Origin of the sequence: Pedobacter sp. KACC 23697 (assembly GCF_045348445.1) — a bacterium.
In the GTDB taxonomy this organism is placed as follows: Bacteria; Bacteroidota; Bacteroidia; order Sphingobacteriales; family Sphingobacteriaceae; genus Pedobacter.
On record NZ_CP157485.1, the window covers coordinates 3730051 to 3743220 of the forward strand.

A 13170-nucleotide genomic window follows, 5' to 3' on the forward strand; every position below is an offset into this window, starting at 1 on the left:
TTGCATCAAATTAATAATGGGTTTTGTATGACAATAACAACAATTTGTTGATTTCGCTGTTAATGTTAATAACTTAAAAAATTGATTAACAAATTATTAAACAGCTATTTTAACAGCCAAATGCACTTATTAACAATTCTTTTTTAAATTCGTATAACATTAAAATTTAAAATTATGTCTACACCGTATATTCCTTGTTTAGATTTAGGTTCCTACGTCAATGGTTCTGAAGAAGAGCGTAAAAAGTTTTCTGATGAACTAGGCAGGGCTTTTAACGATTCGGGTTTTGTTACCATTACCAACCATGGTTTAAGCCAGGAATTAATTGATAAGCTTTATGAAAATATTAAAGCTGCTTTCTCCTTGCCAGTTGAGACGAAAAGAAAATATGAAAAGCCGGAACTGGCTGGTCAACGTGGTTATACCAGTGCAGGTAAAGAAACAGCAAAAGGCGCTAAAACTCCGGATTTGAAAGAATTCTGGCAAATTGGTCAGGAAGTTACTGACGGCGACCCGGTTAAAAACGAATATCCTGACAATGAAATTTTAGAGGAACTACCTGAATTTAATAAAGTAACGGGCGACATTTATAAAAAACTGGAAGAAAACGGAACGCATTTATTACGTGCCATTGCTACTTATTTAGAATTGCCGATCAATTATTTTGATAAACATGTTCACAACGGAAATTCTATTTTGAGGGGCATCCATTACTTCCCGATCGAAAATCCGGAAACCATTCCTGATGACGCGGTACGTGCAGGCGCACATGAAGATATTAACCTGATCACTTTATTAATTGGTGCCAGCGCTGATGGCCTTGAGGTATTGACCCGCAGCAATGAGTGGCTGCCCATTAAAGCGCATCACACCGATATCGTAGTGAATGTAGGCGACATGTTACAGCGTTTAACCAATAACAAATTAAAATCGACCACCCACCGTGTGGTAAACCCACCTCGCGAATTGATGAAAACTTCGCGCTACTCTGTTCCATTCTTTCTACACCCGCGCAGTGATATGGATTTAACCAGTTTACCATCAACTATTGATGCGGAACACCCTAAAGCCTATAGTGATATGACTGCCGGAGAGTATTTAGATGAAAGATTAAGAGAAATTGGATTGAAGAAATAGTTCGGAGTCTTGAGTCCTCAGTCTTGAGTCTCTAGCGAATCGCAATTAAATAAAAGCACTGGCTAAAACCGGTGCTTTTTTGTTATTTTGAAATATGCATGCTACACAATTAGAAGTTTTCGCCGAGATTGATGGGATTGGTTCTGCCTCAGGCTTGTTCCTTCAGGAAGATTTACTGTATATCATTGGCGATAATAGTGGCTATTTGAACGAATATAACATCAAAACCAGGAAGCTGCAGAAAATTCAGATCTTATTTGATCGATCACTTAATCAGTTAGAAAATATCCCTAAATCCTTAAAACCTGATTTCGAAATCCTTTGTCAACATGGAGATAAACTCTACATTTTAGGTTCGGGTTCTACCCCTAAAAGAAACCTGATGATCGAATTTGACCTGAAAACGCATAAACTTATTCAGACAGATTTAACAGAAACTTACAGAAACCTGAAATCAGCTGCAAAAATAGATGATGAGAATTTTAACCTGGAAGGTGCAATTTTCACAGGCAAAACGTGGTTGCTTTTTAATCGCGGCAACGGGATCGATGCCAAGAATGGCATATTTAAAATTGAAGGGACCGATCTAACCAAAGCCGAATGGATTAAATTTAACCGCTTTAAGCTCGCAAATATGGATCACGTAGAATCATCTTTTACTGATGCTACCCTGGTTAAAAATGAAATATTTTTCATTGCCACAGCAGAGGATACCAAATCTACTTATGCTGATGGAGAAATTTTGGGCAGTTTTATTGGCAGCATTAACCTGCAAAGCCTAAAACTAACTTTTAGCAATAAAATCTCAGGCAGGCATAAGCTCGAAGGCCTTACACTACTTCAACAAAATGAACAAACAATTACATTTCTTTTGTGTGAAGACCGCGATACCGATGAACTTAAAACGGTTATTTATAAACTGGCAATCAATTTCTAGGTAGAAGAGTTGCCAACTTTCCAGCAAGCAGGTGAGCAAAGCTGACAACTCTAAATTTTAATTTTTCAGCAAACTCCTTACCGTAACCTGCGGCACTTCTCCAGCAGGCACAATAAAAATTGCATCGTTTTCAATTACCTGTCCTTCATCAAAGTAGTATCCGGCTGTAACCGGAAGAATCGCTGTGGTTAATTTTCCGTCTTTATCTTTTGTAGGATAGGTGACATTAATTAAATGGCTTTTCATGCTCACCTGAACCTTTTTTGAGGTTAACCTCGCGCCTGTGGCATTCACACAATCCAATTCTATTATTTTCGAACTATTTATACCCGACAGATCCAATGAACTGGCCAAACGGATGTTAAAAGATTTGCCCGTATTGTTTTTTATAGAAGCTAAAACTTTGTAGCGATCGAAATCCTGGTCTTTTATGGTCAGCTTTTCTTTATTGGTAACAGAATAGGTTACAGCAATTCCGTTTACATTTACGGTTTCTCCGTCTTTAATCTGCTGTGCATTTGCGATTGAAATCACTGCCAAAAAAGGCAATAAAAAAGTTAATGTTTTAATTAATTTCATAGTATTAAGCGTTTCTAGGTTTGTGTTCTGAAATTAAGAATAAAAATAATCCTGATCAATGATTACAGCTGATTCTATTTCTTCGATTCGTCAATTGCTTTGTTTACCACATCTTGTATCCTACCCCTGATTTTCAGGTTAGAAAGTTTATCAGTAACGGTAGGGTTAACACGATTTGACAAAAACACATAAACCAAACCACGTGACGGATCTACCCAAACACAGGTTCCGGTATAACCCGTATGCCCATAAGTTTGTGGCGAAGCCAGATCAGAAGGATAATGTTTGGTACTATCCGGGTCCCAGCGATCGAAACCCAAACCCCTGCGGCTTACATTTGATTGTTTAGACGTAAACAGATCTACTGTTGAGTTTTTGAAATACTCCACCCCACCATAAGTACCGCGGTTTAACAGCATCTGGTAAATAATGGCCAGATCGTTGGCGCTGGCAAATAAACCTGCATGGCCAGATACACCACCAGCCAAAGCTGCCCCCTGATCGTGAACGTAACCAACTAAAAGTGTTTTCCTAAAATAGGTATCCATTTCCGTTGGAATAATCTGCTCTGGTTTGAAACGGTTGCGCGGCAAGAAACCTGCGGTTTGCATGCCCAATGGTTTATAAAAGTTTTCGTAAGTATATTGATTTAGCGGTTCTTCGCTGATGTGCTCTACAATATCTTTCATTACATACATACTGATATCGCTGTACACATATTTACCACGTGTTCTTATTGGCGAATTAAGCATTTTTGGCCACATAAAATCTTTAAAAAAGCCTTTTTTAATATAATAGTTATCGGCTACTTTTGTTGGATATGCTGCAGATGAATCTCTGCTGTAATCGCCGGTTTTCACATAATCATGAAAAGGAATGTAGGGGATAAAACCAGCCTGGTGTAACATTACCTCGCGCACCTGGATATTGTTCATTGGGGTAGTGCGCGCTTTCGGAATATAAGCGCCAATATTGGTGTCTAGCTTTAGTTTTCCTTCTTCGAACAAACGCATTACCGCAGGTGTGGTGGCCGTTATTTTGGTTACTGAAGCCAGATCAAAAATATCGGTTACCTTATCCGGCACGTTGGTATCATAGGTGTGAGTGCCATAAGCCTTATTAAAAATCACCTTCCCATCCTTAGCGACCAAAACCACCAGTCCCGGGGTAGCTTTCTGTGCTATCGCTTCGGCAGCAATGGCATCGATTTCTTTTAAGTTGTTCGAATTTAAACCTGCATCTTCGGGTACGGTGTACTTTAATCGCGTAGCAGTGGTGATAAAACCGGCACCCGTAGTATAACGGGCAGAATAAGCAGTGGTTAACTTATTTGAAGCTGCCATACCTCCAAAAATATATTGAGGTACGATGGCTGCCGCATCTGCATTGTTCTGACCGGTCCATACAATTGGTGATTTTAACAGATCAAATGATTTTAAACCTGGTCCGTTACCAAAAAAAGAAATAACTACCTGTTTATTTTTACTGATATTATTAATAAAGTTAATGTATCTGGCTTTACTTACATTTTGATCATCAATAGCAATTAAGATAGTATTAAAATATTTAAGGTCATCCTCTAAATCATTCAAATTCAGGCTATCTTTGTAAGAGTTGGCAGAAAATGAAGTGATTTTATCATATTTATTGGCCAAACTATCAAAAATGCTACTGTAGGCAAAGCCAAGGCTTACTGACGCAATATTTTTCTTCTCTAATGATTTTAAAGGAATAATCCCATCCTGATTGTTTAACAATACTGTTGTGTTAGCAATTGCATTGGCAACAGCCAGTTTTTTTTCATTCGCTGTATGATCCTGTGCGCAAGCCATTAAACATAAAACATTGCAGCAAAATGCTACAGCCAGGATACACAATCTATTTCGCTTCATATACTTTTTCTCCGTTCAGATAGGTTTTTAAAACTTTGGTTTTTAATATGTTTTGTGGGTTTGATTTCAAAACATCATGATCAAGCATCACAAAATCGGCTAATTTGCCCTTCTCCAAACTACCCTTTTCGTGTTCCTCAAAATTGGCTTTTGCTGCCCAAATGGTCATTCCGCGTAAGGCCTCTTCTGGTGTCAGGGCGTTTTCTGGCTGAAACCCTCCTTTTGGAAAACCTTTTGCATCTGCTCTCACTGTTGCTGCATAAAACGTTAATAACGGATTAATGTTTTCTACAGGAAAATCTGTACCCAAGGGAATCCAACCATTTTGTTTTAACAATTGTTTGTAGGCATAAGCACTTTTTAACCTTTCGGCACCTAAACGCTGCCCGGCCCAGTACATATCGGAAGTAGCATGTGTAGGTTGCACGGAAGGGATGATACTGGCTTTCCCGAACAGGTCAAAATCTTTATTATTAACTACCTGTGCATGTTCAATCCGCCAGCGCTGATCATTTTTACCTTTTAAAATTTTATTGTAAATATTCAGGATTATGCGGTTTGCCGAATCTCCTATGGCATGTGTACACATCTGGAAATGATTGGCAGCAATTTTTGCAGCAACCTCTTCAAAATGTTTTTGATTGCTCAACAGAAAACCCGTTTTATTTGGCATATCACTATAAGGGTGTAACAAGCAAGCGCCTCGCGAACCTAAAGCACCGTCGGCATAAACCTTAAAAGCCCTAACATTTAACCGATCGGTTTTAATTGGGCCACGGTTAAAAAGATATTTATAATTATCAGGCTCATCAGAAAGCATTACATAAAGCCTCATTTTCAGTTTATTCGATTGCTGCAGTTTTTCGATAAATTCTACAGCCAGGTAACTTAAGCCGCAATCATCAATGGTGGTTAAGCCAGCAGCGAAACAGTTTTTTTGTGCATCTAAAAATATTTTTTCGGCCAGCTTAGCATCCGGTGATGGGATTTTACGTTCTACTAAAGCTACAGCATTATCAATTAACACACCGGTGAGTTTTCCATTTTCGGTAAGCATATCGCCACCTGCCAATTTTTGCTCACTTTTAATTCCGGCATCATCCAATGCTTTCTGGTTCGCAATGGCTGCGTGCCCATCAATCCGGTTTAAAAACACCGGTCGACCCGGAAAAAGAGCGGTTAACTTTTCATTGGTTGGGAAAGCTTTATTTTCCCAATCGTTCTGATCCCAGCCATTTCCAATCAACCAACCATCAGGATGCGTTTTGGCAAAATCAGTTAAACGGGCAATCACTTCCTCCCACGATTTGGTTTCCCGCAGATCGGCTGTTTGCAAACTTTGGCCATAACCATAAAAATGGGCATGTGCATCTATAAAACCAGGATAAACAGCTTTCCCGTTGGCATTAACCTCTTCATTGGCAGTATATTTACCTTTTATCTCATCACTTTTACCCAGCGCGATGATTTTTCCATTTTTTACCGCGAAAGCTTCAACTGTATCAAACTTACTGTTAACGGTATAAACCGTGGCATTGTAAACAATAATATCAACTGCTTCTTTTTTGGAGCATGAAGTGAACAGTAAAGCCAGAAAGAGGCTGTATAGAATGGATTTCATACCGATAAAGATAGAAAATTAAAGCATTTGGACTTGTAAATTCAGTTTTACAGAAAGGATTTGTGCTTTTGGTTTTAGCGTTATTGCTAAGACTAGCGATAATTAGTTTTTTTTGCCATAGATGCCCACGTTTTTTTCCAAAGTCTTATGGCCGTTTTTTTGCTACAGAAACACAGAAGCACGGAAAATATAGCTTGAGCTGATTAAATGCCATTAACCGGCAGAAAATCCTTCACTAAGTTCAGAGAGGCAGGCCTGTGTAAAATAAACCTGGTGGGAAAGGCACCTTTTTGGCTGTCACCCTGAGCGGAGTCGAAGGGGAGCCAAAAGTATAGTGTACAGCAGGACTACCAGAACCGATTGACACAGGAACCTGCTTTTCAAAAAACAAAACCTCGGCAGGAATAACAAATTGTTCCTGACAAAGATTCTTCACTGCATTCAGAATGACATATAGCAATTCAATCCTATTTACCTACAGTCATTTATGTGTTGAGTTTTAAACAAATCGGGTTCTTTAAGCTTATTTTGCATAATTTAGCGAATTCACTTTGCCTTAATACATGACTGATATTATTCACTTATTGCCCGATGCTGTTGCCAATCAGATTGCTGCCGGAGAAGTTGTTCAACGACCTGCTTCTGCAGTAAAAGAATTGCTTGAAAATTCGATAGATGCAGGCGCAGATAAAATTCAACTGGTAATAAAAGATGCCGGCAAGGCATTGATTCAGATTATTGATAATGGCTGTGGAATGAGCGTTACCGATGCGAGGATGTGTTTCGAACGCCATGCTACATCAAAGGTAAAAAAAGCAGAAGATTTATTCGCTATCCGTACCATGGGTTTCCGTGGCGAGGCCATGGCTTCTATTGCGGCCATTGCGCAGGTAGAAATGAAAACCCGCAGGCATGAAGATGAAATCGGCACCTGTATTTCTATCGAAGGTGCACAGGTAACCAATCAGGAACCTGTAGCGACCTCTCCAGGAACGCAGATTTCGATTAAAAACCTGTTTTTTAATACCCCGGCCAGAAGAAACTTTCTTAAAAGCAATCCGGTAGAAATGCGCCATATCCTGGATGAATTTCAGCGTGTAGCATTGGCACATCCAGGTGTGTTTTTTAGTCTTCACCACGATGGGGTTGAAATTTTCAACCTTCCTAAGGGCAATTTAAAACAACGTATCGTTCATCTTTTTGGCAATAACTATAACGAACGTTTGGTTCCTGTTGAGGAAGAAACCACTATTATTAACTTAAAAGGATACATCGGTAAACCTGCTTTTGCAAAAAAAACCAGGGGTGAGCAGTTTTTTTTTGTAAATAACCGTTTTATTAAAGATCCTTATTTAAACCACGCGGTAAGTTCTGCTTTCGAAGAGTTATTGCCTGATGATAGTTACCCGCTATACGTGTTGTTTATTGAGATTGATCCATCGAAAATAGATGTAAACGTACACCCTACCAAAACGGAGATCAAATATCTTGATGAAAAGTCGATTTACGCGATCATGAGATCGGCGGTAAAACGTTCCATTGGCCGGTATAATATTTCCCCAACTTTAGATTTTGATCAGGAAACTGGTTTTAGCAACATGATTACGCATAAAGCAGTTGAAGATATTGTACCACCGAGCATTAATTTCAATCCTGATTTTAATCCATTTGCCAGCGATAGCAGTTCTACCTCTGGTTACGCTACCTCGCCACGAAACTATGACGCAAAACCAAGTGCCAAAAACTGGGGTTCGCTTTACGATATCACCGAACAACCAGTTGTAGAACAAACTTCGATTTATGCGGATGAGACTGTTTTAGAAACCAAGCAAAAGCAGTACATGCAATTGCATAACCGTTATATTGTTTCACAGATCAAGTCGGGCTTGATGGTAATCGATCAGCAAATGGCCCATGAGCGGATCCTTTATGAACGTTTTCTCATACATCTTGATGACCGCAAAGGTGCATCGCAGCAGAGTTTATTTCCACAAACCATTACACTGAATGCCCAGGATTTTGAACTGGCCAAAAGTTTACTGGACGATATAAAAAGTTTGGGCTTCGATGTACGGGAATTTGGAAAAAATACGTTGGTAGTAGAAGGTGTTCCGGTTGATCTGGGCAGCAGCAATATTAACGAAACGCAATTATTTGAGCAATTGATTGAGGGCTTTAAAAACTCGCAACAGGAGCTAAAACTGAGCAAACGCGATAGCCTTGCGCGAAGCCTGGCAAAAAACAGTGCGATAAAAGCAGGAACAAGCCTTGGCCAGGAGGAAATGAATACTTTGATTGATGAGCTTTTTGCCTGTAAAACGCCTAACTTTAGCGTAACTGGCAAACCCATTATCCAAACCATTACCCTGGCAGAACTGGATAAGAAGTTTGAGAAATAGGTTTAGGGTTTAGGGTTTAGGGTTTAGGGTTTAGGGTTTAGGGAAAACAATTGAAAATTAAACTTTGCCGCTTAAAAACAAGAAAAAAATTAAATGAATAACATATATATTCCACCGGTAGTAAAAAACCTACTGATTATTAACGTTTTATTTTTCGTTGCCAGTTACCTGCTCACCACGCTCCACTTAGATGACCGGTTAGCGGTATATTATTTTGATTCTCCGAAGTTTGAGGTATGGCAGCCCATTAGCTACATGTTTATGCATGGCGGCATAGCGCACATCTTTTTTAACATGTTTGCATTATATTCTTTTGGAAGCATTCTTGAATCGAGATGGGGCGGCAAAAAGTTTATTATCTTTTATTTTATTACCGGTTTGGGCGCACTGGCACTACAGTGGGCAGTACAGGCTTACGAGGTACACCAGATTATAGGCAGCGCCACCAATAATGGAAAGATAAACCTTAGCGCATTATTTCAGGGCGAATTTAATACTTCACAACTTTCCATGGCGCAGGCAGTTACCCTTAGAAGTATCTACTTTGGCGGCATGGTTGGCGCTTCGGGTGCTATTTTTGGTTTATTGGTTGCTTTTGGGATGCTTTATCCTAATGCAGAATTACTCATTATGTTTATTCCGGTTCCGGTAAAAGCCAAATATATTATACCCATTTATATTTTAGTAGAGTTATCTTTGGGTGTTGCCCAGTTTGAAGGCGATTCAATCGCCCATTATGCACACCTGGGTGGTGCCTTAATTGGCTTTATACTGGTTAAAATATGGAAAGACAAAAACGATACATTTTATACACTCTATGAATAATACTTTCAAAGATTTAAAATACAAGGTTTTTCAATCGGGCAACCCGCTGTTTTTTTACATTGGGATTAATGTCATCCTGTTTTTGGTTACCGCTATTATTGGGCTGATTGTATTTTTTGGCCGGATTCCCATTGATGCTAATTTATGGATCAGGGAATATATAGGCCTGCCTGCCAGTATTTCGAAATTACCTGAACGTTTTTACACTCTATTTACTTATATGTTTTTTCATGACGGAATTCTCCACGTCTTGTTTAACATGCTTGGCTTATTTTGGTTCGGCAACATATTTATGAATTTCTTAAAAAGCAGGCAGTTTCATTTTGTATACCTCGCAGGCGGCTTGTTTGGCGGTTTGTTTGCCCTTGCTGCATTAAATATATTCCCTGTTTATGCTGATGGATTAGCTGGTGTAACTATTATTGGCGCATCGGCCGCTGTAATGGCCATTATTTTTGCTACAGCAACACTGGTACCCAATTACAGTATCATGCTGCTTTTCTTTGGTGAGGTTAAAATTAAATGGATTGCGATTGTATATTTTATTCTCGATTTTATTGCGATAGGCTCCATAAATGCTGGTGGAAGTTTAGCGCATATTGGCGGTGCATTTTTAGGCTTCACCTTCATTAAAAGTTTGCAGAACGGAAGAGATTGGAGCAAAGTGTTTGAGCGCAAACCAAAATTAAAGGTAGTGCGAAATGAAAAACCTGTTAAAAAACCCGAATTCAAAGGCGGTGTTTCACAACAGGAAATAGATGCCATTTTAGATAAAATATCAACTTCGGGATACGATAAATTAACAACTGTAGAAAAGGAAAAACTATTTAAGGCAAGTAAAGATTAATGGCCACGAAAAAGAAGAAATACAATTTCCTGGATAAACTCCTCTTGCCTATTGCTGTTCTATTGGCAATTGCTTTACTTTTAGGTGTGCTGGCCGGAAATATGGATCCAAGAAAACACGCCATTATTGCTTTTTTCGGACTTGCCTATCCCTTTGTCCTATTCGCCAATATTATCTTCCTGGTTTGGTGGTTTTTAAGCAAAAAATGGATTTTTGCTATCGCTACCATTTTGATTATTGCACTTGGTGCTAAAACTTTAAAAGCAACCTTTGCTATAGGTGGCGATGAAGGTGGTGCTGAAAAAGCAGATCATAGCATCAGAATGATGACATACAATGTACACAGTTTTAAACTATATGGCGAAGACAATACCGAATCGGTAAAAGAAAAGATGCTTAAGGTAGTGAAAGACCAAAACCCCGATATTATCTGCTTTCAGGAATTTTTTACCCGATACAAAGGTGCATTTGATACGGTTGATAGCTTAAAGGCACTGCTTAATACCAAATATTATTACTTTTTACCCACTAATAAAAACGATTATGAAGCTACGGGCTTAGCTATATTTTCAAAATTCCCCATTAAAAATTCTGGTAAAATCCCTTTTGTTGAGGGCTATCCCGGTAACATGAGTATTTACGCTGATTTAAATATTAAAGGGAAAACGTTGAGGGTTTATAATGTACATTTTCAATCTATTTCTTTCGAAAAACAGGATTACGAGTACCTGGATAAGGTTAAGGAGATGAACACCGGGCTGCAACCATCTAAACGAATTTTAAGGATGCTGAAAAGTGCCTTTTTGAAACGTAGCGGTCAGGTAGATATTATGAAAAAGGAAATGGCCACCTGTAAAACACCTTACCTTATTGCAGGCGATTTTAATGATACGCCAGCATCTTACGTAGTTACGCAGATTACAGCTGGTTTAAACAATAGTTTTATCAAAAAAGGCAATGGTTTTGGTAAAACCTATAACGGCAAATTTCCTAATTTTCAGATCGATTATATAGCCACTTCCAAAGATCTGGAAGTGTTAAATTACAAGATTACCCAGGCCAAATTATCTGATCATTTTCCGGTGCGCAGCGATTTGAGGTTTGTGCCTTAAGGTTTAATACGATCTTTGATGCGTGAGGATAAACCATGGCGATGGAAAAATTACGTTTTCGATGATAGTTTAATGATCTTTCGTTTGGAGCGCAAGGCATGTACAAAACAATAAGTTTTTTCCCGTTTTTCGCTTCTACGCTTTGCTTCCTCGTTACTGCAGGGTAACACACTTCAACCGGAGCTATGTGGCCGCAGTTGCATTTCGTATTGGGGGCTGCAGGGTGCAGAACTCTTGTTCCTAAACCTGATTGAGCGGAATAGCCCGCAGCATAGCGAGGACTATAAGCGAAAGCAGGGCTGAAAACCGCCAAGCCCCACAAGCCATTCGTTTCCTAATTCTATTTTGGTGAGATAAGGTGATAAGATCAGCTTCCTTTAATGTGTCTCCACAGACCACTTTTGGATATGCTTCTATTTCGGCCGGTGGGACACCAGCCCATAGGGTAAATGATTTTTTGTTTGGAGCGCAAGGCATGTACAAAACAATAAGTTTCTTCCCGTCTTCCGCTTTTACGCTTCGCTGCCTCGTACCTCGTTGCTGCAGGGTAACGCTTCAGCCGGGGCTAAGTGGCCACAGCAGTGTTTCATTTTTGCGATTGCAGTGCGCACAGCCCCCTGTTCCTAAACCTGATTGGATCGAACACGTAGTGCAACGGAGTAAAGCGCAAAGCAGGACTGAAAACCGCCAAGAACCACAATCCATTCATTTCCTAATTCTATTTCGGTTGGTTAAACGATAACCTATAGGAAAAGACAAGGGCCAAGCCCCCGCTTTACCGCTGACTTCAGCCAGCGGAGCCCAACAAAAAAAATCTTACCATACATCAACACTAGCCTTAAAGCTTATCTGCATATTTGCGACATAAAATTTAAAAAAAATCTCCAAAAATATGAGCTTAATAGATGCCCTGAACTGGCGTTATGCCGTTAAGAAAATGAATGGTCAGCCTGTTGAACAAGAAAAGGTTGATAAAATTATTGCTGCTGCACATCTGGCACCAACCTCATCAGGTTTACAGCCTTTTAAAATAATTGTGGTAACCAACCAGGAATTGAAAGAGAAAATTGCACCGATTGCTTTTAACCAATCGCAAGTGATCGATTCTTCTCACCTCCTGATTTTTGCTGCAAACGAAAATTATACAGAAGAAGGTATAGACGAAGTTTTCAACAGAATGAATACAGCGCGTGGTTTACCATTAGATACTACGGATGCTTACAAGGCACAACTTAAAGGTATGCTTTTAAACAGAACTGCAGAAGAAAACTTTAACCATGCAGCCCGTCAGGCTTATATTGCTTTCGGCATTGCCATTGCAGAAGCTGCTGTGTTAAAAGTAGATGCTACACCAATGGAAGGTTTTAACGGACCTGCCCTGGATGAACTTTTAGGTCTAGATAAAAAAGGCTTAAAAAGTGTTACTCTCTTGCCTTTAGGATACAGGGACGAAGCCGGCGATTGGTTAGTGAACCTTAAAAAAGTACGTACACCAAAAGAAGAATTCTTAATTGAATTGAAATAACAGGCAAACACCATTATATTTAAACGGGCCGCTTTTAGCGGCTTGTTTTGTTTGTGCGAATAGCGTAAAGTGGTTGGCGTTTAGCTACAATTAACCGATTTCCAGTTATCATACTGTCTGTAGAGTTAAGCATAGCGTCTCTAAGGACGAATAAGTTTGAGTTTGTAACGCAATGATGATAGAGCGAACGGAGAAGCTCTGCCATGCTGTAAATCCGTTTGCGATTTGGAACACTAGGGATAGAAAGTTAAAGCCCAATAATTTTGTAAAAAAGTGTTAAACCTCCGTACAATTTA

At 39.3% G+C, this 13170-nt stretch carries 10 protein-coding genes; 7 read left to right on the forward strand and 3 right to left on the reverse strand.

Annotated features, from left to right (window positions below):
* Window positions 1-174 precede the first annotated feature (174 nt).
* Window positions 175-1137 carry an isopenicillin N synthase family dioxygenase gene (locus ABEG20_RS15010; protein WP_406824103.1) on the forward strand — a complete coding sequence of 321 codons (963 nt, stop codon included), beginning with the start codon at window positions 175-177 and terminating at the stop codon, window positions 1135-1137.
* Between the two features lie 94 nt (window positions 1138-1231).
* A complete protein-coding gene (locus tag ABEG20_RS15015; protein WP_406824104.1) occupies window positions 1232-2074 on the forward strand; it encodes a DUF6929 family protein in 843 nt (280 codons plus the stop codon).
* Between the two features lie 57 nt (window positions 2075-2131).
* Here ABEG20_RS15015 and ABEG20_RS15020 read toward each other — a convergent pair whose 3' ends face one another.
* The 3 genes from ABEG20_RS15020 to ABEG20_RS15030 form a co-directional block, all read right to left on the reverse strand.
* The gene (locus ABEG20_RS15020; RefSeq protein WP_406824105.1) at window positions 2132-2653 is read right to left on the reverse strand and encodes a hypothetical protein; all 522 of its coding nucleotides are present in this window, start codon (window positions 2651-2653) and stop codon (window positions 2132-2134) included.
* 74 nt (window positions 2654-2727) lie between these two features.
* On the reverse strand, window positions 2728-4545 hold the full coding sequence (locus tag ABEG20_RS15025; RefSeq protein ID WP_406824106.1) for a serine hydrolase domain-containing protein: 1818 nt from the start codon (window positions 4543-4545) through the stop codon (window positions 2728-2730).
* Window positions 4532-6166: an amidohydrolase gene (locus ABEG20_RS15030; protein ID WP_406824107.1), complete on the reverse strand. Its 1635-nt coding sequence runs from the start codon at window positions 6164-6166 to the stop codon at window positions 4532-4534. Before ABEG20_RS15030 ends, ABEG20_RS15025 begins: the two co-directional genes overlap by 14 nt.
* A 563-nt stretch (window positions 6167-6729) precedes the next feature.
* On the opposite strand from ABEG20_RS15030, the gene mutL reads away from it, so the two are divergent.
* From mutL to ABEG20_RS15055, 5 genes are all read left to right on the forward strand, one after another.
* Complete coding sequence (gene mutL / locus ABEG20_RS15035) at window positions 6730-8565, forward strand: DNA mismatch repair endonuclease MutL (RefSeq protein ID WP_406824108.1); 1836 nt, start codon at window positions 6730-6732, stop codon at window positions 8563-8565.
* A 93-nt stretch (window positions 8566-8658) separates the two neighbouring features.
* Window positions 8659-9390, forward strand: a complete 732-nt coding sequence (locus ABEG20_RS15040) for a rhomboid family intramembrane serine protease (RefSeq protein WP_406824109.1) — start codon at window positions 8659-8661, stop codon at window positions 9388-9390.
* Complete coding sequence (locus ABEG20_RS15045) at window positions 9383-10237, forward strand: rhomboid family intramembrane serine protease (RefSeq protein ID WP_406824111.1); 855 nt, start codon at window positions 9383-9385, stop codon at window positions 10235-10237. The genes ABEG20_RS15040 and ABEG20_RS15045 overlap by 8 nt, the downstream gene beginning before the upstream one ends.
* Complete coding sequence (locus tag ABEG20_RS15050; RefSeq protein ID WP_406824112.1) at window positions 10237-11349, forward strand: endonuclease/exonuclease/phosphatase family protein; 1113 nt, start codon at window positions 10237-10239, stop codon at window positions 11347-11349. The genes ABEG20_RS15045 and ABEG20_RS15050 overlap by 1 nt, the downstream gene beginning before the upstream one ends.
* An 892-nt stretch (window positions 11350-12241) precedes the next feature.
* On the forward strand, window positions 12242-12874 hold the full coding sequence (locus tag ABEG20_RS15055) for an NAD(P)H-dependent oxidoreductase (protein WP_406824113.1): 633 nt from the start codon (window positions 12242-12244) through the stop codon (window positions 12872-12874).
* Window positions 12875-13170: the final 296 nt, after the last annotated feature.